A 25568-nucleotide genomic window follows, 5' to 3' on the forward strand; every position below is an offset into this window, starting at 1 on the left:
AGCACCGGTAACTTGGATTAATCCCCCAACATTTTGCGCAAATATTTAGCCGCCTTTGTCAGTGTTCCCAACTTGTCTGACAATGTGCCGATCAATGCGCCGTCGGCCTGCTCAATGTCGCTCATGTTAATGCCCGAATCGAGTTGCTTAGGATAGATCAGCAGCAAGCTTTGTTCCTGAAAATAATTGGAAAGATAACCCGGCAGTTTTTCCAGTTGAGAAAGGTAGGATGCCGAACCTTTCCTTGCTGAAATGATCACGAAAAGGTCGTCTATTTTCAGATCACGAGAGAAAATAAGAAAGTCGTCCCAGGCGCTGAAAACGCTGAATTCTACCTCCACAGTGATTGTTTTTCGTGCGATAATGCCTTTGATCGCTTTGATCGTCCGCGCCGAAGCGTAAAAATGAATAGGCATAGCATTCAGTTTGGCGAGTGTGATCAGCTTGCCGAGCCAATGCAGGAAACCCGGGTCGTTGCTGCCCGCCGGCGGAATAGCCACCACGATCCTGGTAAGTGTGTTAAATGGCTGGGCAGGTTTGTAAATGTATATCGTTTCAAAAACGCGCTTCACAATGCTCTCGATCTTAGGGCCAAGGAAAGTCTTATGATCCGTTTCCTGGTGCAGTCCGATCACCACATCCGTAATGTTCTGTTCTTTAATGGTATAAGTAATGCCGTTGCCAATATTGGCATCATAGCGGGTTAGCGGCATCAGGATATTTTCAGACGAGCTGGCGTGGTCAACGGCTTTATTCAGGATCTTTTTGCCGTGAGAAGCCGAATCGTGCTTCTGATCTTGGTCGGTGACAATGTGCAGGCCATAAAGCGGAATAGTGTTGTGTTTGGCTTTCAGCATTATCCCGAAATCGACCAGATCGGCAATCATATCGGGGTAGGAGAGGGAAACCAGGATTTTCTCATTGCTGGCCGCATGCACATCTTCCGGGTTTTCTTCTTCCTGCAACAATGCCAGCTTTTTAGACGCTCTTTCGACAACAAAAGAGCTTACGGCGCAGCTCACAAGAATAAGAACAATGGTGCCGTTCAGCACATCTTCATCCAAAAGCCTGATAGGCTGGCCTAGCGCGGTTTCGCCCACAATAATGTTATAACCAACCAATATAATGGCCAATGTTGCAGCTGCGTGGGAGGAACTTAGTCCAAAAATCATTAACCCTTCATTCGACGATAACCGGAACACTTTCTGCGTGATCCAGGCGGCCAGATATTTGCTGGCCAAAGCAATCACAAGAATTACCCCCGCCACTTTCAATGCGCCCCAGCCGTGTGCCAGCACGCTGATATTGACCAGCATACCCACGCTGATCAGGAAAAATGGAATGAACAACGCGTTGCCCACGAAGTCAATCCGGTTCATTAACGGAGAGGAATGCGGGACAAATTTATTTAAAACCAAACCTGAGAAAAACGCCCCGATAATGGCTTCAACGCCGGCGATCTCTGCCAAAAAAGAGGCCAGAAAAACCATTGCAAGCACAAATATGTATTGCGAAATGCTGTCGTCGAAACGCTTGAAAAACCAGCGGCAGATCATGGGGAAGACAAACAGGACAACTGCTACGAAAACAATGAACGAAAACCCCAGCCTGAACCAGAATGCGGGTGACACGTCACCCTTGGACATGCCCGCTACACCCGCCAGGATGAGCAGCGCAAGGATGTCGGTGATCATTGTCCCGCCCACCGTCATGTTGATCGCCCGGTTGCGCGTAACGCCGTATTTGCTGGCAATGGGGTAGGAAACCAATGTATGCGTGGAAAACATGCTGGCCAGCAGCAGCGAGGACAGAAATCCGTAGCCCAGAATGTAATAGCCGGCCAGCGTACCGCTGACTAATGGCAATATAAATGTGGTTAACCCAAAGACAATGATCTTGTTACGGTTTTTCCTGAACTCGGCCAGATCAATTTCCAAACCGGCCAGAAACATAATATAAAGCAACCCAACCGTTCCGAACAATACAATGCTGCTATCGCGGCTGAGCAGATTCAGGCCATAAGGGCCGACGATCATGCCCGAAATAATGAGTCCGATAATGTGCGGGACTTTGATCCGGTTGAAAAGAATGGGTGCAAAAAGGATGATGAAAAGGACCACTGAAAAAATAATAACCGGATTTTTCAGGGGTAAAGAGAGATCTAGCAGCAGCAACGCAGTCATACGCACAAGTTTAGCATTATTTCGGCCTTTCGGCAGTCAGAGTGTAGCGGATTTTGCAATCGGTGCGCTCCACTTCCCGCGTCCCCTCCATTTTGCCATCTTTCAGTTCAAGCAGAATACGCATCATTGATTCCGAGCCGGGCTGGCCGTTGGTTGCTTCAAGGCGCGTTTGAGTGAAAGAACCGTTGTAGATCCTGGACAGTTCGTTTCCTGTGAAAGTATTTACTACAATTCCTTTGTTCTGATAGGCAATTTCCCAGGTTTCCGTTTTGGAATCCCCGATGGCCGATCCGCTGCAATTGGTTTCCGTACAGCGCATTTTAACAATCCATTTACCCGTAACGGGTTGCGCTTGCAAGGAGTCGGTGACAGCGGTGGAATCTTGCTGTTGCTTTTTCTTTTTTTCCTGCAATTCCTTTTCCAACAGCGTCAAACGCTGTTCCCATTGCATTAATGTCTGTTCCTTTTCGGTGATCTGCTGCTCTCTCTTAGCCAGCTCTGCTTCCTTTTCCTTATATCCGCAGCTCTGCAATGTTGCCGCGAAAATCAGAAAAAATAATGTCCATCTCATCATGCGTGTCTTTTTTTAACGTGTGTAAGGTGAGTAATTAAAGGCAGGATTTCAAACAGTTCAAACCAAAATCACCGATTTATTACCTGGCTCTTCACCTTTGCCCAGCGCATCAATGCTGCTCAGTGTGACCTGGGCGATCTCGGAAAGGGCCTCCTCTGTGAAAAATCCCTGGTGCGCAGTGACCAGAACATTGGGAAAGCTCATCAGGCGTTGAATGGTGTCATCCTCGATAATGTGCTCTGAAAGATCTTTGAAAAACAGCTTTTCTTCCTGCTCATAAACGTCAATGCCAAAGTAGTCAACATGTTTGTTTTTTAATGCATCAATCACATCTGACGTGTTTATAAGCCCGCCGCGACTGGTGTTGATCAGCATTACGCCCTTTTTCATTTTTTGCAGCGTTTCAGCTTTGATCAAATGGTGCGTATGCTCGTTGAGCGGGCAGTGCAATGAGATAATGTCTGAATTGCTCAATACTGTGTTAAGATCCTGATATTCAACCCCAAGTTCCTGTAAAGCAGCATTGATATCAATGTCATAAGCAATGACCTTACAGCCGAAACCTTTCATAATTTTGCAAAATGCAGCTCCAATCTTACCCGTTCCGATCACACCGATCGTTTTTCCATGTAAATTAAAGCCCATTAACCCATTTAAAGAGAAATTCTGCTCCCTTACGCGGTTGTAGGCTTTATGGGTTTTCCGGTTAAGCGTCAATAGCATCGCCACCGTGTGCTCTGCAACGGCCTGGGGCGAATATTCGGGCACGCGGCAAACACGTATGCCCTTTTCACGGGCCGCTTCCAGATCAACATTGTTGAAACCCGCGCACCGCAGCGCGATAATTTTAACGCCTTTTTCGGCCAGCACAGATATCACTTCGGCATTCACCTTATCGTTGACAAAAACGCAGACGGCGCTTTGACCCTGAACGGCTTCTACAATGTGTGGCCCAAGGTGCGTTTCCAGGTATTCCAGCTCAAATCCATAACGCTCGTTATGCAGGTCGAAAAATGTGCGGTCGTATGGCTTGGCTGAAAAGAATAAGATTTTCATGCGTGCGGTGGTTAGTTAAAAGGAAATCCGGCAAAACTCCCCTGCAAGGAACGTCTTTCCAATGACATTTATCAGTTAAGCTGGCAATCGATGTCAATATTTCTTTGCGAAGGCTGATCTAGTTTTGGATCATTATTATTCAAATGCGCAAACCATGCACCATACATTTCATATCCCGGTTTTAGGCCTTGGATATTCAATTGATACACCTGTAAAAGTCTCCCATTTCGGTATTTCCTCGGTCATGTCGATTGTCGACGACGAGATGATCGAACGCATGAGAAAGCACCATTCCAAAGCCAGCGGTGAAATTTTTGTTCCAATCAATAAAAACGAGGACGATTTTCGAGCCAGACGCATAACGGCTTATCTGAACCTGGTTAACCGCATTGCGGACAAGAATTTTGAAGATTTGAAAAATCAATCATTCGAAGACGGAGCTGATCTTAACTTGTATTTCAAGCTTTTGCCTGAACATGCAACGCTTAAAAAGCAATATCTGCAAATGGTGACCATGGAAGCGTCAGATGAAAAGCAGCTTTTGCAGGCAACATTGAAATCGCAGCTTACCAAAGGCGCCATTGATGTCAACATTATGTCGAAGGTGGATAAACTCAATAAAGATGTTTACGGACAAAATTTGCCAGACGCGTTTTCGGATGCTTCGGCTGCATTGCGTGGATTTGCAAACAGCACATTATCCTCGTCGCTGGTGCTTTCTGCGGGCATGAACCCGCGCCTTTACAATTATCTGGAAAACTTCGCCGATTTTTATCCAATTCAGAATGGTCATTCCAAAAAGCAGATCATCCTCAAAGTAAGTGACTTCCGTTCTGCATTCATTCAGGCTAAATATCTTGCTAAAAAAGGGATCTGGATTTCCGAATTCAGGATCGAATCGGGCCTGAACTGCGGTGGTCATGCTTTTGCAACGGACGGATTTTTGCTCGGGCCGATTCTGGAAGAGTTTAAATTGAAAAAGCAGGAAATGCTAACAGAACTGTTTGCATTATATAAGGCTGCATTGAACGCCAAAAGCATAGATATTAAAGAAATTCCCGCATTACGCATTACAGTTCAGGGCGGGATCGGGACTGCTCAGGAAGATGAATTTTTGTTAAAACATTATGAGGTCGACGCAACTGGATGGGGGAGCCCGTTCCTGCTCGTGCCGGAGGTTACCAATGTGGATGATCAGACATTAAGCGAACTTACCAACGCTGAAAGCAGCGACTACTATGTGTCTAATTCATCACCATTGGGTGTTTTATTCAATAATTTCAAAAGAAGCAGCGCCGAAAAGCAGCGTCTGGAAAGGATCGCAAAAGGAAGGCCTGGAAGTCCATGCAAGAAAAAATATTTGGTATCCAACACCGAATTCACCGCTGAACCGATCTGCACAGCTTCCCGCCAATATCAAAACTTGAAAATAAAGCAGATCCAATCCCTGGGTTTATCCACAGCCGAACGTGAAGGGAAAATCAACGCAGTCACCGAAAAACTCTGCCTCTGCGAAGGCCTGAGTACGGCAACATTGATCAAACATAACCTATTAACCCCAAGAGAAAATCACGCCGTATCCATCTGCCCGGGACCTAATCTGGCCTGGTTTTCAAAAATTTACAAGCTCAGTGAAATGGTCGATCATATTTACGGAAGAGCTGATCTGCTGGCTGGCGTGAACCGTCCCAACATGTTTATCAATGAATTGAACTTGTATATGGCACATTATTCCAAAGATCTGGAAGCCAACTTGCAGGCATTCAGCGAAAAAAAGGAGAAATATCTCAACAAATTCAGGGAACAATTGCTGGATGGGATCGCATACTATAAAGCGCTGATCCCCAAGCTTAACCAGAGCATTTCCTATCAGAATGAAATGTATGCGCAACTCGAATCGGTGGAAGCTGGACTGGTCAGTTACGCATTCTAGCTAATTTCTCATATTCAAAAACAGTGATCAGGCTTCCTTTCATATCGATAAGGCGTTCTTCTTTGAAATCCGAAAGGGTGCGGATCACTGTTTCGGTTGCCGTGCCGACCATGGAAGCAATGTCTTCCCGTGTGATCGACATGGAAAATGGCTTGGCCTTATCTTCCTGATAGCGCTGCACCAATGTTACCAGCGCCTGCGCCACGCGCTTTCTCACAGAATTATAGGCCAAATGCAGCAAACGCTCCTCGCGGTCTTTGATCTCATTGGAAAGCATCCGTATAAATTTTGAAGACACTTCACGGTTTCCCTGCAAGAGATTGAAAAAATCATCTTTGGGAATCATGGAAACTTCCGCTTCCTCCAATGCAATGGCGCTTTCCTGGTAAGCTTCGCCTTGCAAAAGGTCAATGTAGCCGAAAAAATCACCTTCTTTAAACAGGTCTGTTATGTATTCCTTGCCGCTCCCGTTTGATTTATAGGCTTTTACCTTTCCTTTCTGCAAGAAAAAAACGCAGGACGGAAAACTGCCTTCCGTATAAATGGTTTCTTTTTTTCGCAGTGTTTTCACCTTCTTATCTTCGGCGAGCTTGGCGATCAGGTCAAAGGATTTGGCTTCTTCAATGAACTGGTCCAGACCTTTTGCTGAGCGCTCGAACTGGCGTTTGAGCCTTTCGCTTTTTTTGAGACGCATTTCCACAATGTTGAGCAGCTCTACGTCGTCATAGGGCTTGGTCAGGTAATCGTCGGCGCCCATGGTCATGCCTCTGCGGTAATCTTCCTTTTCAGCTTTGGCAGTCAGGAAAATGAAGGGAATGTTGGCTGTGTGCTCATCTTTGCTGAGCAGGTGCAACACGCCGTAACCATCCAGCTCGGGCATCATAATATCACAGACGATCAGGTCGGGGTTGAATTCGTTGGTCAGGTGAACGCCTTCTTTACCGTTTTGGGCGGTGATCACCTTATAATTGGCCAATTCAAGGATTTCAGCCGTATTTTCCCGCATTTCGGGGTTATCCTCGATCAATAGTATTTTTTTAGCTTCCACAATTGGTGTTGAGTTGGTATTAATCCATTTTTACTTGCGCGGGCATTACATTGGGCAGATATACAAAAAACGTCGTGCCTTTTCCGGTTTCGCTCGAAAAAGTGACATTGCCACCCATCAGGGTCACATAATCTTTGACAATGTTCAGCCCCAGGCCCGTTCCCTGCGTGGCGCCCGCATTGTGTGCGCGGAAAAACCGGTCGAATACATTGGGCTGGTCTTTTTCGGGAATTCCAATTCCTTCGTCATGCACTGCCATATCCACATGATCCGCCTCAGCATTAATCTTTAATGTAATTTCCTTACCCGCGTCCGAATACTTGATCCCGTTGGAGAGCAGGTTAAAAAGGATATTGCGGAGTAACTGCTTATCCAGCCAAACCTCCGTATTACCCTTGTATTGCAAATGAATTTGCTGTTTTTCCTTGCAAAGGCCCTGTATTTCGTCGATAAGGTTTTTGCAAAAATCTTCCAGTTCCACCTGCACCGGAATGCTATGCACACGGCCTTCTTCCAATTTGCCTATCGACAGAAAATCATTCAGAATCTCGGTCAGGTTCGTAACCGCCGATTTGATTCTTTTTACATGCTTTTGCCGCTTTTCTTCTTCTTCCGTGGTGCCGTAACGTCCTATCAACGAGGCCGATGATAGGATGGTAGCCAGCGGCGTCCGGAATTCGTGGGAAGCGATCGTGACGAACTGGCTCTTCATATTGTTGAGCTCCTTTTCCTTTTTCAATGCGCGTATGACTTCTTCCTGCGAATCTTCCACTTTTTTGACGGCTTCCGCCAGTTCTCTTGTGCGTTGTTCAACCCTTTCTTCCAGTTCCGCATTCAGTTTTTGTATTTCAAGATTCGCTTCCCGGATGCGGTTTTCCTGCTTTTTTCGCTCTGTAATGTCAATCACAAAACTCACTACAAACTCGCCGTCGCTGGTTTGAAAAGGGCTCAGGCTTACTTCCACCGGAAATTCGCTGCCGTCAAATTTTCTTGCAAACAAATCCATTAAATGCCCCATTCCCCTCGCCCGCGGCGCTTCCAGGTAATGGTCGCGGTAATGCACGTGGTTGGCGGCAAACCGCTGCGGGATCAACGTTTCTATTTTTTTGCCAATCAGGTCCAGATCCGGGTAACCAAACAGTTCCTTGGCCTTTGGATTAAGCATCACGATCGCACCTGCTTTATCCACCACCACAATTCCTTCCGTGGCATGTTTAAAGAGGGCATCGAGCATTTCAATGTGCCGTGTTATCACCTTCGTATGAATTAATATATCACTATCAAACATAGAAAGGTACACTACATTGGTGAAAGGGACAAGGCTATGGCCGGATCAGACGGTCTGGCTGAACAGTTGGGCTTCCGGTTTGTTTTCCCATAAAAGCGCATCAAAAGCCATGCAAATGTTTCGTATAAAGGGCCTTCCTTTCTCGGTAACCTTCACGCTGAAAGGCTGTAATTCAACGAGTTCGTCAAACTCCATTTCGTCCAGGCGCTCAACGGACTGAAACACTTCTTCGCAGTATTCACTGGTTTTGACCCACGAGGTTTCAAATTGCGTCATTAAACTTAAAATATGGCGGCGCAAAATCAGATCTTCTCTGGTCAGCTCGTGGCCGCGCGCGATGGGGATCATGCCCGCTGCAATTCTTTGATAGTAATCTTCCACTTTTTTCTCGTTCTGCACATAACCTGTCCAACTGTCGCTGATGGCGGATGCACCCAGGCCGATCAGCAGCTGTGTGTGCATGTCGGTATAACCCATGAAATTGCGGTGCAATCGTCCTTCTTGTTGTGCTTTATATAAAGAATCGGAGGGCAATGCGAAGTGGTCCATGCCAATGTCCTGGTAACCTGCCACTTCCAATGCATTTCTGCCGGTTTCGTAAATGGCCATTTTTTTGTCGGCGTCCGGCAGGTCTTTTTCTGTAAAATTCCTTTGTCCGGGTTTGATCCAGGGGACGTGTGCATAGCTGTAAAAGGCAATGCGGTCGGGTTTAAGCTGGATCACGCGCTGCATGGTTTCCATCATGTAACATGCTTTTTGGAATGGTAACCCATATACAATGTCATAATTCACAGATGTATAGCCAATCTCCCGTGCCTTCAACGTCAGGTGCTTAACCTGCTCGTAAGTTTGATGGCGGTTGATAATAGCCAGCACGATAGGATTAAAATCCTGAACGCCAATGCTGATCCGTCTGAAACCGAGCTCATAGAGTGTCTGCAAATGTTCGTCGGTTGTATTGCCGGGATGGGCTTCAAACCCAAACTGCGCTTCGGGGTGAACGATGGAATCCTTCAATAAGCCCAGAATGAGCGTTTTCAGGTTTTCCGGATTAAAAAAGGTGGGCGTCCCGCCGCCCAGGTGTATCTCGCGGATTAAAGGTTTGCTTTCTCCGAATGTTGTAAGATACATCTGCCACTCTCTGAGCACGGCATGAATGTATGTGGTTTCAACGGCATGGTTAATGGTAATGCGTGTGTTGCAGCCGCAGTAAGTGCACAAACTCTCGCAAAAAGGAAGGTGAACGTACAGACTAATGCCCTCTTTTTGATTGGAAACTTGAAAAGCCTTCATTACCAGCTCCTTCCACTTTTGCTGCTGGGGCGGTGTTTTTTGCCAGTAGGGAACGGTTGGATAGCTCGTATAACGCGGTCCGGGTGTATTGTATTTGAACAGCAGGTCCTTATCCATGGTAATCGGTGTTTTGTATGTTTACTATGCATCAAAACTAGGGTTATGGCGCCCCGGAAAACATGACATTGGTCAGTATTAAAACCAACCTTTGTTGGTTTGCAACGCCGATAGGACTGGTAGAACCGCTATTTGCCGTGGCATTCGGTGATGGGTTTGGCTGCGGAATGGGATGCTTGCGGATATTGAAACAGTGTGCTGCGGTAAAGCAGCCATATGCCTGCAAAGGCAATAAAAACGGGGGTAATCTGATGAAATTTGGTTCGAACGGCGGGCGTAACCCAGTTTTTGAAAAAACCGATGGCCATCATCGCCGGCCATGTCCCCATCCCAAAAACAAACATGAAAATGCTTCCGGCCGCGCTGCTTCCTGTTGCTATTGAGCTCATTAATGCCAGATACACCAGCCCGCAGGGTAGAAGACCATTCAGCGATCCGAGCAGAAACCAGCCCTGCAATTTGCGGCTGTGCAGCAGGGCGGACATTTGCTTTTTGATAAGGTTAACCGGCTTGCGCAAGAAAGCGGGCGCGATAAAATAGCGTGCAAATGCTTTTGGCCAAAAAACATAAGCCAGCATCAAGACGCCAGCCAGCACAGAAACATATTTGAGATAACCCATAAGCGAGAGCGCATTACCAAAAACACCAACCACTGCGCCCAGCAAAGCATAGGAGCCAGCCCGGCCCAGATTGTAAATCAGCAATCCCGCAGCCCGCTGCCAGGCGTTGCCCCGCTGCACAGGAAGCGCCAGCGCAATGGGCCCGCACATGCCTATGCAATGGAAACTGCTGAGCAGCCCCATCGTCAAGGCCAGATATGGAAGCGCATTGTTCACATGTTTTATTTTTTGTGACCAATCACGATCACGTCCTCGTTCCAGTAAGCCTGCTCCTTATTTTTCCAATCAATTTGCAGGTGGTAACTGCCTGCCGGAATGTTGGTGACCGGGATGAATTGGGCATGATTTTGGGTTGAGATCTTAAATTTCCGGTCGTTTTTATCATTGGAAGGGCAGTATAATTTAATCTCGCCGCTCAGGTCTTTTTCTGTCACATTGCCGGGAAAAACAATGTTGATGCCTTCATTTTGCACTTCCCATTTCACCGGATCAGCTAGTGCCGCCGAACGCTGTTTTTTATCGATTTTCTCCTGAAAACCTAGTTCTTCTTCGTAATAATGCTCCGTTACCAGATCTATTTTCTGACCGATGCTCATGCTGACCAGCACAAGTATCATGGCTACAAAGCCCATATAGAGCGCCGTAATGCCCACTCCCCAGTTTATTTTCATGCTTTTCATTATTTCTCAGGTGCTATGAATGTTGTTTCAAATTCTTCCAGTTTTTCATTGCCTTGGAAAACAGATAATGTCAATGTTGTCTTGCGTTTTTTTAATGCTTCTGCAGGCACCACAATGAAGACCGTGCCTTCGACCATACCCGCCGGATCAAGTGCCAAGTTTGGCTTTCCCGCAAAGATCAGCTTGCCCGAAACTCCTTCGAGTCTGATCGTTGGGTTAATGGTCTGGTTGGTTTTGTTAAAAATCTTAAATGTGTAAAGGTTCGTAATACTCCGATCACTGTTTTCAATGTATTGACTGCCCGGAGCGCGCAACAGCATGGTTTGCGTATCGGTTCTTGACACAACCATAAACCCAAGCACCGACCATAGTAAAACCAGCATTGCCATGGCGCCAATGACACGCGGCGTGATGAGCTTATTGGTTTTCTTCACAATTGCATTTTCGGAAGTGTAGCGGATCAGGCCTTTTTCAAATCCTACTTTATCCATGATGTTGTCGCAGGCATCAATGCAGGCAGTGCAGTTCACGCATTCCATTTGCAGGCCGTTTCGGATGTCAATGCCGGTGGGGCACACTGCTACGCATTGATGGCAGTTGATGCAGTCACCTTCCGTGCGCTCCTGGTTTTTATGGATTTTTCCCCGAGGCTCGCCCCGCTCGTAATCATAAGCAACATTGATGGTGTTGCGGTCCATGAGCACGCCTTGCAAACGGCCGTAGGGGCAAACCACAGTACAAGCCTGGTCACGCAGCCAAGCAAAATTGAAATAGAAAATGGCCGTGAAAGCAATGATGCCGCCAAAAAGCGGAAGGTGGTCAGCAATAGGCTCGCGAATGATTTTGGAAAGGTCATCCACCCCCAGCACATAAGATAGCAGCAGGTTCGCGATCAAAAAAGACACGATCAGGAAGGCGGCATATTTTGCGGTTTTCCTCACGATCTTTTCCGTGTTCCAGGGCGCTTTGTTGAGCAGTTTTTGTTTGGTTGCATTGCCTTCAATAGCGTATTCGATCTTGCGGAAAACCATTTCCATAAATACCGTTTGCGGGCAAGCCCAGCCGCACCATAACCTTCCGAAAATGGTGGTGAACAGCACAATAAAAACCATGAACGAGAGCATCGTAAGCCCGAAAAGCCAGTAATCCTGCGGGCCGATGAAAATGCCGAAAATGATGAATTTGCGTTCCAGCACATTGAACAGCAACAAAGGCTGGCCATTGAATTTAATGAATGGTGTGGCAAAAAGCAGCGTCAATATGCCTACCGTAAACCAAGCCCTGCGCGTATGCCATTTCCCGGTTGGTTTTTGCGGGTAAAACCAATTGCGTTTCCCATCTTCATTGACTGCACTGAAATGGTCGCGGAATGATTCGTCGGGATCGGTAATGACGTGGTTTGAAATGTTCATGGTGTAGTGCGAATGATAACTCCGCTTAATTGGCTGCGACTTTATCGTCGCTAAGCAGTTCACCTTGCGGTTCTTTTGGATTCGCTGGTTTGGTATCCTTTAATGAATACACATAGCTTGCAACTTTTTGAATGTCAGTGGGGGAAAGCTGTTTTTCCCAGGAGATCATGCCTTTTTCAGGGACACCATATTTAATGACCTTGAAAAGATTTTTAATGCCCGCGCCATGCAGCCAGTAACTGTCTGTGAGGTTAGGGCCTACACTTCCGCCGCCATCCGGGCCGTGGCAAGCCGTGCATTTTTCCTGGAAAATGGCTTTTCCCTGGCCTATTGATGCCTCCTCACTGACCAGCGTAACCGTGTTTTCATCCATGGATGCGCCTACCTTGGCCATGTAAGCTTTTTTATCAATTTCGGCCTGCGCCACCTCTTTTTCAAGCTCGGCAAGCTGGTAATCGCCGATTCCGCTGAAATAATATGCGCCGTAACCGATCCCGATGATAATGGTGCCCACAAAAAGTGACTGCAGCCACGGCGGCATGCGGTTGTCCAGCTCCTGAATGCCGTCATAATCGTGCCCTTCAATGATGAGGTGATGTTCCTGACTCGGCATGACGCTCATTCCGGCAAACTTTTTCCACCAGGAAACGACGGGGTCTGTATGCGCTTCTGTTTTGGGTGGGGCAGAGATTTTTTGAAGCAATGTTACCGTGTTAACTAGTGCGATCACAACCAGCAGCGCCGCAAAGAAAATGATGCCGAGCAAGATCAAAAGGATAAGCTCAGTGCCACTGATCGCCCGGATAGGTTCTGCTGCCTGATCCTGCGCAAAGGCCGAACCGCCCAGCATGAAAAAGAAAAGTACAGATAACAAGCCCTTTTTGATCACACCATCATTCAATGGCATACGCTCCATTTTTTGCAGCGACTTTTTATCAATCCCAATCACAAAAACGATCAGCGACAGGAAGAAGACAAAAAATATAATGAGCGAGATCAGCGGATAAATGCCTATGCCGGCAATGGTTTCAAGATATGTTCGGAATTTCATAAGTCAATCATTTTTAATATCAGTTCCTAATCGTTGCAGGTAGGCAATGAGTGCGATGATCTCTTTATCCTCGTCTGCCTTGATGCCGCTTTGTTTGAGCCTGGCCTGGATTTCCTTGGATTGTTTGCTGAGATCCGCATTGGCGATTTTGTCATAGCCTTTTTCATAAGGCACGCCCAATGTTTGCATAGCACGGATCTTGGCAGCAGTTGTGCTCGTGTCCAGGTCGTCTTCCAGTAACCAGCCATATCTGGGCATAATGGAACCCGGCGACATGGTGGTTGGATCCTCCATGTGGTTATAGTGCCAGGAATCGGGATATTTTCCGCCTACCCGGTGCAGATCAGGTCCGGTGCGTTTAGAACCCCATTGATGCGGATAGTCGTATACGAATTCACCTGATTTGGAATACTCTCCGTAACGCTCGATCTCGGAGCGGAATGGTCGGATCATTTGGGTGTGGCACACATAGCAGCCTTCGCGGACATAAATATCACGTCCCTGTAATTCCAATGGCGTGTAAGGTTTCACAGCTGTAATGGTCGGCACATTGGATTTGATCATGAATGTCGGGATCATCTCGATCATTCCGCCGATGGCGACGGCAACCAATGCAAAAACGGTCAATGCCAGCGGCTTACGCTCAAACAGCCTGCGGTGCCAGTACTCGCTTTTTTCAGCATGCCAGATCGCATTTAACGGCATTGCTTTGGCTGTTTCTGTTGCGATAAGCTTGCCTTTCAGTGCGGTCATCCACAAGTTGTAGATCATCACTATGAAGCCGACAATGTACAACGTGCCGCCTACGCTGCGCAGAAAGTACAATGGTTTGAGCTGCGTTACGGTTTCCAGGAAATTGGGGTATTTCAAAAGGCCTTCTTGCGTAAACTCTTTCCACATGGAGCTTTGCACCCAACCCGCCCAATACATGGGAATGGTGTAAAATAAAATCCCGAGCGTGCCGATCCAGAAGTGAAAGTTGGCAGCCTTTTGAGAATATAACGGACGTCCGTATATGCGGGGGAAAAGCCAGTACAAGATCCCGAAAGTCAGGAAGCCATTCCAGCCCAGCGCACCTACGTGTACGTGCGCTACGATCCAGTCGGTATAATGCGCGATGGCGTTTACGTTTTTGAAAGAGAGCATCGGGCCTTCGAATGTGGCCATACCGTAAGCCGTGATGGCTACAACCATAAATTTCAGCACAACATCTTCCCGCACTTTGTCCCAGGCGCCGCGCAGGGTCATTAACCCGTTGATCATACCACCCCAGGAAGGCGCGATCAGCATCACGGAAAACACGGTTCCCAATGTTTGCGCCCATTCGGGAAGCGACGTGTAAAGCAAATGGTGCGGCCCGGCCCAGATATAAAGGAATATCAGCGCCCAGAAATGCACGATCGAGAGCCGGTAGGAATAGATAGGACGGTTAGCCGCTTTAGGAAGGAAATAATACATCAGTCCTAAATAAGGCGTCGTAAGAAAAAACGCCACGGCATTGTGTCCATACCACCACTGCACGAGTGCATCCTGCACACCTGCGTACACAGAGTAACTTTTGAAAAGAGAAATAGGAAGCGCCATACTGTTCACCACGTGCAGCATCGCAACGGTGACGAACGAAGCAATGTAAAACCAGACCGCGGCATAAATGTGCTCGGTGCGGCGGTGAATGGTGGTCATTACCAGGTTAATAAGCGCTGCAACCCACACCACGGCGATGGCAATGTCAAGCGGCCATTCCAGTTCCGCGTATTCTTTGGAAGTGGTAAGGCCCATCGGTAATGTGATGGCCGCAGCCAGAATGATAAACTGCCATGCCCAGAAATGGATCCTGCTCAGCATAGGGCTCCACATCGGGGTCCTTAAAACCCTCGGAGCGGAATAATACAAGCCGGTAAAAAAGCCATTGCCCACAAAAGCGAAAATGACCGCGTTGGTGTGCAGAGGCCGGATGCGGCTGAAAGTAAGATAGGGCAGATCCATATTCAGGTCCGGGAACACGAGCTGCAATGCAGCCAGCAGCCCGACGAGCATACCAATAAGCCCGAAAAGAATCGTTGCAATCGCGAAATCCCGCACGATGCGGTTATCATATTGGAACTCATCCAGTTCAACGGTTGCCAGAGCAGGATGGGGAACGTTTGACATAACTCAGGTAAAATTTAGTGAATATCTGTTGTGTTGGTTTTTGCAGTGTCGCTGTTGTTATCATCGAATAGGATGCGGACAGAGGGCGTATAGTCGTCATCGTAGTGGCCCTTTCGCACCGACCAGATAAAGGCTCCCAAAAAGGCCAGGGCGATGCCGAGGCTGGCGATAATCATGACGAACATTGCGCTCATTTGAAGGGTTTTATTATTTTTCTAATGACCAAAACTACCGGATCGCCCCCAGCAGAAAGATGACGCAAGCAAGGTTCACAAGTGACTTTGGTCAGTTTTTCAAAATTCGGTTGGCTGCCACGTTGCTGGCAATGGTGGTAAAGCCTACAATTGAAATCAAACTGACAGGCATCAGAATGGCCGCCAGCACTGGCGAGAGTTGGCCGCCTATGGCAAAGAAAAGCCCTCCGATGTTGTAAATCAGTGATATAGCGAAGCTGGCTTTGATGATTTTCTGGCCGTGACGCGCCAGGTTGATGAACGCGGGCAGGCGGGAAAGCTGCTTGCCGTCGATGATCATATCGCAGGATGGTGTGAAATTATTGATATCATCGGAAACGGCAACGCCCACATTGCTTTGCTGCAAAGCGCCCGCATCGTTGAGCCCGTCGCCCACCATCAGCACATTTTGATGCATTTTTTCCTGCAGAGCTGCTATGAATGCCAGCTTGTCTTCGGGTTTTTGTTTGAAATACAAATGAGCATTGTTCCCGAAAATATACGCCAGATATTCCTGATCAGTAGGCTTGTCACCGGAAAGCAAATAGGTGTTAAACCCGTGATCATGAAGCCGGTCAATGGTTTTGTGCAGATTTTCCCGGTATTTTATTTTTACCAAAAAATAACCCGCCGAAATGTCATCAATACTTACATAAACCCTGGAAAAGTGCTGATCGTGAGCAGCATCCATAGCAGCTTCCCGGTCATTTTGTGCTCCTGCCCAGACCGCAGAGCCCAGCTTCACCGTGTGGCTGCCAAACAAGCCCTTGATCCCTGATCCGCTGGCTTCTATATAATGCGAAAGCGCTTGTGTTCCCGAATGAACTTGTGCAAGGCTTTTTACGACCAGTCTGCTGAGCGGATGGGAAGATTGCGTGGCTAACGTTTTTACCATTGCCCGTTCGTGATCCGTCAGTTTTGAGCCAATAAAAACCACTTCGGCATCGTCCGGGCGGGTTATGGTGCCCGTTTTATCAAATACGACTGTGTCAATTTTGGAAAGCCGTTCAATAGCATCCGCGTTTTTAGGATAGCATTGATTTTTACCAAAAAGCGCCATCAGGTTGCCATTTGTAAATGTGGAGGAAAACAGCAATCCGCAGGGGCAGGCAACGAGCAGGCAGGTTGTGAATGCCCGGAAAGCCGTTTCAGGGTTTTTGTAAATAAAATACCAGGCAGCAAATGTGAGGCTCGCAATGATCAATACGATGACTGAAAAATACCGATTGATCCGGGCAGCCAGCATTTGGTTCTGGTCTTCCTTTTGTTTGGAAAAACTTTCATTATTCCATAACTGCGTCAGGTAACTTTGTGAAACTTTGCGGACGATTTCCAGCTCAATGGCAGGGCCTGTCTGCTTGCCGCCCGCATAAATCGTATCGCCTTTTTTGCGCCTTACCGGCTCGGCTTCGCCTGAAACAAAGCTGTAATCGATCAAGGCTTCCGGGCTGAGCAAAACAGAATCGGCCGGAATAAGCTCAGCGTTTCTGATCAGGATAATGTCTGAGGTTTTCAGATCCGTTACAGGTGTTCTGATTTCTGCCTTACCCGTCAAAACAGAAACGGCCACGGGGAAATAGGAGCGGTAATCACGGTCAAAAGAGATCCCGGCGTAGGTTTTATCCTGAAAAAACCGGCCAGTCAGCATGAAGAAGACTGCGCCGGTCAAGGAATCGAAATAGCCCGGGCCTGTGCCGGTGATGATCTGGTAAAGACTTAAACTAAAAATAGAAACGAGCGCTATGACAATCGGCGCATCAATATTCAGGTATTTTCCTTTAAGGGCAGCCCAGGCCGACTTGAAAAAATCGCTGGCGCAGTAAAGCAAAACGGGAATGCTTAATGCCAGGTTCAGCCAACCAAATGTGTTTCGGAGGCTTTCATCAAATGCGTCTTTTCCCAGATGAAAATATTCCGGGAAGCTGAGCATCATCACATTGCCAAAGCAAAATCCGGCGATGCCGACCTTGTACAACCTCTTTCTATTCCACTTTTTAACCTGCTCACCCGCAATGTCGTTCAAGCTCATGTAAGGCTCATATCCAATGCTGGAAATTAATGTTGCCAACTCGCTGAGCTTTACTTTTTCGGCTTCAAATGTAATCCTGACCTTCTTTTCCGGAAAATTTACCACCGAGCTTCTGACGGCAGGGTTGAATTTATAAAGCTGTTCCAGGAGCCAGATGCACGAGCTGCAATGCATTTTTGGAATATACCAATTTACTTGAGAAAGATTCCCGTCGGTAAATTCTAGTATTTTTGTGTTGACATCGGGCAGGTCCAGGTAATCGAACTTGCCTGCGTAAAAAGATTTGTCGGGGGAAATGCCTGCGGAGTCGTCTATGGCGTAATAATCGCAGAGTTCGGTGACTTTTAAGAGGTCGTAAACGTGATAGCAGCCCTCACAGCAAAATGCGTGTTCGTCGGCCGTAATCGTATCCTGAGCGCAAGCCTCCCCGCAGTGATAACACTTGTTTTTCGCGATATTTACAACAGGGTCTCCGGGTGCTATGGTATTAATGTCTTGCTCCATGGTATTTACTTCTCAATGCTTTTTCAAAGTTGAAGAAAGTATTTGTCCGTAAATTTGACCGTGATTGGCCGGGAAAATGACTTTGGTCAGGTTTTGCGCATTCTGGCATTATATTAATAGGAGTCAAGCACAAATTTTACCAAATTGAGTTATGGGAACATCGGGTTACGCTTATGATTTGCCGGGGACGGTTTCTGCGGTTTTCTTTACCAAAAAAGACGCGGAAAGTGCCTATCAGGCACTATTGCGACTGGGTCACACGGAAGATGATATTTCGCTGTTGATGTCGGATGAAACATTGAGCAAGCACACCAACCCGACTGTCGAAAGTGCCGTTTACGAGGCTGATGTGCAAGATGATACAGCCGGTCAGGAACCAAAGGAAAGCGCGCGACACATCCTGGCGGACGCTATCATCTCCATCACTTCCATGATCTCGTTGCCCGAGCTGGGCATTTCTATATCCAGGAGGTTAATTGGGAAGGTGGAGCAAAAGCCTGAGACAAACACCATCAGCCATGTGATTGCAACCCAGATTCCGGAAGAACATTGCGACACTTACGAGACGGGCGTTAAGGAAGGAGGGATTATCATTAGCGTGGATCCCAAAAACCGAGCAGAAAGGGACGCCATTGTCCGCGAATTCCGGGACAATGACGGCCACGATATCCTGGGAGACGACGGTTACACCGAGCTTGACTGATAACATTCTCACGCATTTTAAGCCAGATATCGCTTCCTCAGCAAATGCATCATATGGACATTAATGGCCCATTGATCCGCCAACGGCTGATGCGTAAAGGGAACGGTCGGCAGGTAATTGGGCGGGCCGAATTCTGTTAAGACAGTCAGCGTTTCGCCGCTTTTTACCTTATTTTCCACCACCGTATCCCACCAGGTCAGGTGGGCTTTTAAAGCCGCATCCCACTCCGGTGCGCGGGGATCGTTCACCTGCGGCCCTTCCTCATGCCCGACACGCGAGTGAATGTGGCCCACGCGTGAGAGTGCAAGCTGGATGGTTTCCTGCTGGTCGGTAAGCAAGCTTTCATGCACATTGCACCAGTGCGAAATGTCAAGTGTAAGCCTTAGTTCGGGATTTTTCTCAATAAAGTTGCGCGCAATGTGGGCCGCAAAAAGCATTCTCCCTCTATGTGTTTCATGATAAACGGGAATGCCTGTTTTTACCGTGGCGGCGGTGGTATGGTCTATAAATGCTTTGTTTTGATCATATGTAAAGAAATCTTTCCCGCTATGGCAGTTGACGTACAATGGTTTCTGCTCATACTGGGTGGTAGCGGCATCGATCTGTTTTTTGAATGCATCCAAATGCGCTGCGTAATCTTTTTCCCCCGAGCCGCATAGCAAGCCTACGTCCAGACTGTGTTTTTTAAGCGCTGCGAACAGCTCTTTTTGCTTTTCCTTTGTTCCCGGCCACCACATTTCGATGCCGTCGTAACCTTCCTTTTTTACTGCTGCGCAAAACGCGTCCGTCGTGCCGGCAAAGCCCCAATTGGTTCCCAATATTTTTAAAGAAAGCTTGTTTGCAAACTGAGCTGGCGCTTTTTCCGCACCCGAAACAGCTTCAAAGCCCGTCAGCATACCTGCTGTGGCGATGGCGCTGCCCATGAATTTCCGACGGTCCATATTATTTGTTTTTGAGTTCTTTTTTATCACCTGTATCGCCTGCCTTCACAAATTGCGCCACAGTGGCCTCATTAAAACCATTCATAACCAAAAGGTCGGGGTTTTTCCTTCCGATCTGGCTCACCGCGCTATCCGTAACTGCTGATTGCCAAACATATACCGAGCGAAGCGCCTTCATATCGGCAATGGCTTTCAGGCCTTTGTCTCCGACTTTGGTGTCGACAATGTTGATATAACCTAAATGGGCGAGTGGTTTCAGGGAGACAATGCCGTTATCGGTAATAACAGTATGTTCCAAATGCAATTTGCTCACGTTTGGAAACTTGGCGATTTGCGGCAATGCAGCGTCGGTAATGGCAGTGCCTCCGAGTTTGAGCCATGTAATTTGCTGTGCAACGGGTTGTAAAAGCTCCATTTGCTTGTCACTGAACCCTGGCAGGTTCACTGCGCTGATTTCGAGCAGGTTTTGATCCTGGGATAGCGTGCTGACGATTAATCCTGTTTTTCTTAGATTTTCAATGGCCTCATCGTTTGCCTTGGGCACTTTTAAACTTAGTACGGCGGGTTCTTTTGCATTTTCAGCATTCGCCGGCGCTTCTTTTCCCAGCGAAGCCAATGCAGGCTTAACTGCCTCGGAAACGGTGAGCTGTGCCACCTTTTTATCAGCCGGCGCGCCCTGGTCTATCCACCAGGAAAGCAGCGCGATCTGATCAGCCGTCAGCTGCGGCTTGCCTTTGGGCGGCATGTGCTCGTCTTCATTTTCGGGAAGCAGGCATCTTTTGATCATATCGCTTTCTGCACCTTTTCCGGCAACAAAGGCCGGGCCGTTTTCCCCGCCTTTGGCCAGTAATGCAAGCTGATCCATCCGTAAATCGCCTTTGCTTTTGCTTGCGCTGTGGCATTGGGTGCATTTGGCTTCCAGGATCGGCTGCACAATGTCGGTGTAGACAATGGCTTGCTGCACGTCCGTAATGGGTTTTATTTCAGTTGGTTTCTGCTGCATCGGAGGCAAACCCGCGAGGCCGCGGAATGGCTCGGGCGTGTATTGGGTCAAATAGCCTTCCCCGTGCGTGAGCGAGCCGCCGTCGTGGCCGGTGCTTAATGTGAGCACGGTAGCAATGATGAAAGCTGGCAGATAAATGACCTTTTCGGAGGGCATGATCCGTTGCAAATTGTCGGATTTGACCGCCCAGGCCATCCAGGCGAAAACAGCCACACCGATTCCCTTCCACATATGGTTATTGAGCAGATTCGCATCATAACCGCCACTTAATGAAAGCAGGTAACCAGCGGCGCAGGCGAATGTGGCACTTACGGCCGACAATAGTAAAATAAAAACGATAACACTCTCACTGACAGCCACTTTTCCCCAGCGCCTGCCGAGTTCAAGCAGGGCGCCGATTAACAAAAAGCCAATAGGAAAATGTACGATGGCAGGGTGAAACCTGCCAATGAATGTTGCCCAGGACGAATCCTGGAGTAAAATGTAATGCATGATCAAGGGTTTAGAACTTAGGCAATTACTTCTTTTACAACCTTTCCTTCCGTATCGGTAAGCCGGAAATTTCTTCCCTGGAAAGGATAGGTGAATTTTTCATGGTCAAAACCCATTAAATGCAGGATAGTTGCTTGTAAATCATGGACATGTGTTCTGCCTTTTGTTCCATAATAACCCAGCTCGTCGGTTTCTCCGTGTGAAAAACCTTGTTTGACGCCGCCTCCTGCCATCCACATGGTGAATGCGTCCAGGTGGTGATCGCGGCCCATGAATGGCATTACGAGCCCGTTCCGGTTTTCCTGCATCGGCGTCCTGCCAAATTCTGCGCCCCATATTACGAGCGTTTCTTCCAATAACCCACGCATTTTCAAGTCCTTGATCAATGCTGCAACCGGTTGATCTGACTCGCGGCATTTCTGGCGCAAGCCGCCTTCCACATTATGGTCTTTGGAAGTGCCGTGGCCGTCCCAGCCCCAATCGAAGAGCTGCACAAAACGCACGTCATTTTCAACCAGTTTTCGCGCCAGCAGGCAGTTCATGGCAAATGTTCCCTCACCGGGTTTTACGCCATACATATCCAAGATGAATTGCGGCTCTTTGGAAACGTCCATCACCTCGGGAACGGACATTTGCATGCGGAACGCCATTTCGTACTGGCTGATCCGCGTCAGAATTTCCGGGTCCTTTACGTCCTCATAGGTTTGTTTGTTGATTTCATTAATGGCTTCAATGGTCTGTTTGCGCATATCGCGGTTCATGCCATTTGGGTCACTAACATACAAAACGGGATCGCCGCCAGTGCGGCATTGTACACCCTGGTAAACCGATGGCAGGAAGCCGCTGCCGAAAACGCTTTTGCCTGCATCGGGCTGTTGTCCACCCGAAGCGAGCACGATAAAGCCTGGAAGATTCTGATTTTCAGATCCTAAGCCATAAACAGACCATGCCCCCAGACTAGGCCGCCCCAGCCTTGGACTTCCCGTATGCATCAGCAACTGTGCGGGAGCGTGGTTGAACTGATCCGTATGCATGGCTTTCAGAAATGTGATCTCGTCCGCAACAGTTTGCAAGTAAGGCACATAGTCCGACATCCAGGCGCCAGATTGTCCGTATTGCGCAAAATGTCCCTGCGGCCCCAGCATTTTGGGCACACCCTGGATGAAGGCGAATTTTTTGCCTTCCAAAAACTCTGCCGGGCAGTCCCGTCCGTGGTATTTGACCAGTTCTGGCTTGTAATCAAACAATTCGAGCTGGGAAGGTGCACCAGCCATATGGATGTATATGACGCGCTTGGCTTTGGGCGCAAACTGCGGAATACGCGATTTGGCAATCTCGCCGCCGGGACTGTCTGCGGCCGAAGAAGGCCCGCAGGAATCCAGCATGGTCCCTAATCCCAATGCACCCAGCCCAAACCCGACCGACTGCAAAAAGTGCCGCCGCGTCTGATGAAGCAATGCTGTATGTTGGAGTTCTTTTTGTAGGTTTTCCATATCATTCTTTGGTAATAACATTATCCAGGTTTAGCATCACATTGGCCGAAATCGTCAGCGCGGCCAGTTCGGGTGTGCGCTCTTTCCCATAGACCAGCATGCTATCTGCTTCCACTGGTTTTTTCTTGTATGCGTCCAGCGCCTGCTTATACACTTTGACCAGCACATTCAGGTTTTTTTGTTCAATGCTTTGGAAAGTGAGCATGCGGTAGCCTTCCTTCAATTGCTGTTCAGGCGTTTTTCCGCGCTGCTGCATTTTGGTCGCCAGTTTTTCCGCCGCTTCCAGATACACCGGATCATTTAATGTAACCAGCGCCTGCAAAGGTGTGTTGGTCAAAATCCTTCTGGATTGGCAGAATTCGCGGCTTGGCGCGTCGAATGTGACCATAGATGGGTAGGGGGCTGTTCGCTTCCAGTAGGTGTAAACGCCCCGCCGGTAACGGTCTTCGCCTTCACTCAAAACCCACTTTTCACCACTATAAGGCGACTGCCAGATCTTGTCGGGTTGCGGCGGCATCACGCCTGGTCCGTACATTTTATCGGAAATCAAGCCACTGCACGCAAGTGCCTGGTCGCGCACCTGCTCGGCGCTCAGCCTCACGCGCGGGCCTCTCGAAATCCAGACGTTGTAAGGATCTTTTTCCAGCTTATTCTCATCTGTTTTAGAGCTTTGACGATAAGTGGATGACATCACGATTGTTTTCAGCATCTTCTTAATGCTCCATTTGTCCTCTTCCATAAACTTGACAGCCAGCCAGTCGAGCAGCTCGGGATGGGTGGGCTCGGCTCCCTGGGAACCGAAATCTTCCAACGTTTCTACAATTCCTTTACCAAACAATTGCTCCCAAAATCGGTTCACGATCACGCGGGAAGTCAGCGCATTATCGCGGCTTACGATCCATTTGGCCAGACCGACGCGGTCTTTGGGTGCGTCTTTGGGCATGGGAGCAAGCAACTTGGGCACATCAGGTTTCACTTCGGCGCCTTTTACCATCCAGTTCCCTCTTACAAAAACATTGGTTTTGCGCGCAAAATCACCTTTTCCTTCCCAGATCACGGGCATACTTTCCGTTTGGCGAGTCAAAACCGTTGCATAGTCCGCCACGATGCTCTTGTATTCCGGTTTATCAGATCCCGGTAATGCTTTTTGGAACGCCATCCAGGTGATACGCACCCATTCTTCGGGATTTTTTGAGCTTTTTAAGGATAGGAAAATGTCATGCTTGCCAGGCGTTTTGGTCACTGGTGCAATGATCACCGAATCTCTGACAGGCACATTGATTTGAGAAATAACCGGCCCGTCCAGCTTGTCCAGATGCAGGGAAAGCACGGCGTTCTGCGCTTTGGTGGAAACATTCATGACCACGTTATCGGCCTCCGAAAGATCCACCTGCGATATCCTTGCATTCCCATTATTTTTGACACCATAATAAGAAATCAGCAAAACCGTAGACTGGTCGCCTTTAACGAAATTGTGTGCATTGATCTTTGGCTCCATCACCTTCATAAACTGCGTCACCTGCGGCAGCTGCTCGGGTTTGTTTTGCCTGATCCAGCTTTTCACGCGCTCCACGCGCGCGGAATCTTCGCCTTTATAAAACCGCATTTTAGGCCATTCGTCCCACACATCTTCGTCGCGTGTGTTGTTGAAAAAGGCCATGTATTTGTAATAATCCTCGTGCGGAATGGGGTCATAGGGATGGCTGTGACATTGAATGCAGGCAAATGTAGTTCCCTGCCAAACTTCCCAGGTTGTGTTCACGCGATCGATTTGTGCGGCGGTGCGGAATTCTTCATCGTCGGTTCCGCCTTCGTTGTTAGTCATCGTGTTGCGATGATAGCCGGTGGCGATCATGTTTTCTTCCAGCGGGAAGCCGTCTTTGTCTTTTTGTAATAAATCCCCGGCCAGCTGCTCGATGGTGAACTGGTCAAAGGGTTTATCCTGATTGAATGATTTTACCACATAATCGCGGTACCGCCACATCGTTCTGCCGCCGTCACTTTCATAACCTTTCGTATCCGCATAACGGGCCAGATCCATCCACATGGAGGTCCATCGCTCGCCATATGCGGGCGACTTCAACAGTCTGTCGACCACTTTTTCGTAAGCATTTTCAGATTTATCATTCACAAAATCGGCAACCTGCTTTTCAGTGGGCGGAAGTCCGGTCAAGTCCAGGCTTACGCGCCGGATCAATGTTGCGCGGTCGGCTTCGGCGGAAACATTTAAGCCCTTGTCTTTTAATTTATCCAGAATAAAATGGTCAATTTCGTTGGTAGCCCACTTTTTATCAGCATTATCAAACAATCCAAAGAAGTTACTGAAACCGTTGAGCGAAGGCACGTCGGGTTTCTCAATTTTTTTGTAAGACCAATGTGTTTCCCATTTCGCACCCTGGTTGATCCATTTTTTCAAAATAGCAATCTCCTCTTCTTTCAAAGGCGTGCCGTTTTTGGGCATTTTTTCATCGGGATCGTCGCTTAATATGCGGCGTATCATTTCACTGGCGTCAGCATCACCGCGCACCACGGGAATTTTCCCCGATTTACCCGGTTCCACCATTTCGTGTTCAAAAAGGAAGCTCACATCGCCTGCTTTTTTGACCCCTCCGTGACAGCCCATGCAATTTTTATTGAGGATAGGCTTCACCTCGGTGTTGTAATCCACCGAGGAAGAGCCTAATGAGCCCAAAAGCCAGAAAAAGGAAGATATGGCAATGATGAGAACCCCCGCGCCTATAAATAATCTGTTACTCAGCATCCT

General features: G+C 48.1%; 19 protein-coding genes. 2 read left to right on the forward strand and 17 right to left on the reverse strand.

All coding sequences use genetic code 11. From position 1 onward, the window contains the following. Positions 1 to 17 precede the first annotated feature (17 nt). The 3 genes from NFI81_RS00710 to NFI81_RS00720 are packed head-to-tail and all read right to left on the reverse strand — an operon-like array spanning position 18 to position 3813. Entirely contained in the window at positions 18 to 2183 is a 2166-nt protein-coding gene (locus NFI81_RS00710) for a cation:proton antiporter (protein ID WP_234614792.1), read from the reverse strand. Positions 2184 to 2199: 16 nt separating this feature from the next. Further along, on the reverse strand, positions 2200 to 2757 hold the full coding sequence (locus NFI81_RS00715) for a hypothetical protein (protein WP_234614791.1): 558 nt from the start codon (positions 2755 to 2757) through the stop codon (positions 2200 to 2202). A 57-nt stretch (positions 2758 to 2814) separates the two neighbouring features. After that, the gene (locus tag NFI81_RS00720; RefSeq protein ID WP_234614790.1) at positions 2815 to 3813 is read right to left on the reverse strand and encodes a 2-hydroxyacid dehydrogenase; all 999 of its coding nucleotides are present in this window, start codon (positions 3811 to 3813) and stop codon (positions 2815 to 2817) included. 154 nt (positions 3814 to 3967) lie between these two features. Between NFI81_RS00720 and NFI81_RS00725 the strand changes: the two genes are divergently transcribed. Then, positions 3968 to 5746: a hypothetical protein gene (locus tag NFI81_RS00725; RefSeq protein WP_234614789.1), complete on the forward strand. Its 1779-nt coding sequence runs from the start codon at positions 3968 to 3970 to the stop codon at positions 5744 to 5746. On the opposite strand, the gene NFI81_RS00730 is transcribed toward NFI81_RS00725, so the two are convergent. The 10 genes from NFI81_RS00730 to NFI81_RS00775 form a co-directional block, all read right to left on the reverse strand. Beyond that, the gene (locus NFI81_RS00730) at positions 5730 to 6794 is read right to left on the reverse strand and encodes a response regulator (protein ID WP_256549264.1); all 1065 of its coding nucleotides are present in this window, start codon (positions 6792 to 6794) and stop codon (positions 5730 to 5732) included. The genes NFI81_RS00725 and NFI81_RS00730 overlap by 17 nt on opposite strands. Before the next feature lie 19 nt (positions 6795 to 6813). Next, complete coding sequence (locus tag NFI81_RS00735; RefSeq protein WP_234614788.1) at positions 6814 to 8028, reverse strand: PAS domain-containing sensor histidine kinase; 1215 nt, start codon at positions 8026 to 8028, stop codon at positions 6814 to 6816. A gap of 99 nt (positions 8029 to 8127) precedes the next feature. Continuing rightward, a complete protein-coding gene (gene hemN, locus NFI81_RS00740) occupies positions 8128 to 9492 on the reverse strand; it encodes an oxygen-independent coproporphyrinogen III oxidase (protein WP_234614787.1) in 1365 nt (454 codons plus the stop codon). Between the two features lie 128 nt (positions 9493 to 9620). Further along, a complete protein-coding gene (locus NFI81_RS00745; protein WP_234614786.1) occupies positions 9621 to 10328 on the reverse strand; it encodes a sulfite exporter TauE/SafE family protein in 708 nt (235 codons plus the stop codon). A gap of 5 nt (positions 10329 to 10333) precedes the next feature. Continuing rightward, the gene (locus tag NFI81_RS00750) at positions 10334 to 10783 is read right to left on the reverse strand and encodes a FixH family protein (protein WP_234614785.1); all 450 of its coding nucleotides are present in this window, start codon (positions 10781 to 10783) and stop codon (positions 10334 to 10336) included. 8 nt (positions 10784 to 10791) lie between these two features. Beyond that, positions 10792 to 12204 (reverse strand): cytochrome c oxidase accessory protein CcoG, encoded by a 1413-nt coding sequence (gene ccoG, locus NFI81_RS00755; RefSeq protein WP_234614784.1) that lies wholly within the window; start codon positions 12202 to 12204, stop codon positions 10792 to 10794. 25 nt (positions 12205 to 12229) lie between these two features. Beyond that, a complete protein-coding gene (locus tag NFI81_RS00760) occupies positions 12230 to 13255 on the reverse strand; it encodes a c-type cytochrome (RefSeq protein ID WP_234614783.1) in 1026 nt (341 codons plus the stop codon). Between the two features lie 3 nt (positions 13256 to 13258). Further along, positions 13259 to 15406 (reverse strand): cytochrome-c oxidase, cbb3-type subunit I, encoded by a 2148-nt coding sequence (ccoN, locus tag NFI81_RS00765; protein ID WP_234614782.1) that lies wholly within the window; start codon positions 15404 to 15406, stop codon positions 13259 to 13261. Positions 15407 to 15420: 14 nt separating this feature from the next. Further along, positions 15421 to 15600 (reverse strand): cbb3-type cytochrome oxidase assembly protein CcoS, encoded by a 180-nt coding sequence (gene ccoS / locus NFI81_RS00770; RefSeq protein ID WP_234614781.1) that lies wholly within the window; start codon positions 15598 to 15600, stop codon positions 15421 to 15423. 91 nt (positions 15601 to 15691) lie between these two features. Continuing rightward, a complete protein-coding gene (locus tag NFI81_RS00775; RefSeq protein ID WP_234614780.1) occupies positions 15692 to 18172 on the reverse strand; it encodes a heavy metal translocating P-type ATPase in 2481 nt (826 codons plus the stop codon). Positions 18173 to 18323: 151 nt separating this feature from the next. On the opposite strand from NFI81_RS00775, the gene NFI81_RS00780 reads away from it, so the two are divergent. Then, positions 18324 to 18875, forward strand: coding sequence for a hypothetical protein (locus tag NFI81_RS00780; protein WP_234614779.1), 552 nt, complete (start codon positions 18324 to 18326; stop codon positions 18873 to 18875). Between the two features lie 17 nt (positions 18876 to 18892). Here NFI81_RS00780 and NFI81_RS00785 read toward each other — a convergent pair whose 3' ends face one another. From NFI81_RS00785 to NFI81_RS00800, 4 genes are read right to left on the reverse strand one after another with little or no spacing between them, the layout of a single operon-like run. After that, positions 18893 to 19816 (reverse strand): sugar phosphate isomerase/epimerase family protein, encoded by a 924-nt coding sequence (locus tag NFI81_RS00785; protein ID WP_234614778.1) that lies wholly within the window; start codon positions 19814 to 19816, stop codon positions 18893 to 18895. Between the two features lies 1 nt (position 19817). Then, positions 19818 to 21311, reverse strand: coding sequence for a c-type cytochrome domain-containing protein (locus tag NFI81_RS00790; protein WP_234614777.1), 1494 nt, complete (start codon positions 21309 to 21311; stop codon positions 19818 to 19820). A 17-nt stretch (positions 21312 to 21328) separates the two neighbouring features. Continuing rightward, positions 21329 to 22804 (reverse strand): DUF1501 domain-containing protein, encoded by a 1476-nt coding sequence (locus NFI81_RS00795; protein ID WP_234614776.1) that lies wholly within the window; start codon positions 22802 to 22804, stop codon positions 21329 to 21331. A gap of 1 nt (position 22805) precedes the next feature. Continuing rightward, positions 22806 to 25565 (reverse strand): DUF1553 domain-containing protein, encoded by a 2760-nt coding sequence (locus NFI81_RS00800; protein ID WP_234614775.1) that lies wholly within the window; start codon positions 25563 to 25565, stop codon positions 22806 to 22808. Between the last annotated feature and the right edge of the window lie 3 nt (positions 25566 to 25568).

Source organism: Dyadobacter fanqingshengii (assembly GCF_023822005.2).
Lineage (GTDB): Bacteria > Bacteroidota > Bacteroidia > Cytophagales > Spirosomataceae > Dyadobacter > Dyadobacter fanqingshengii.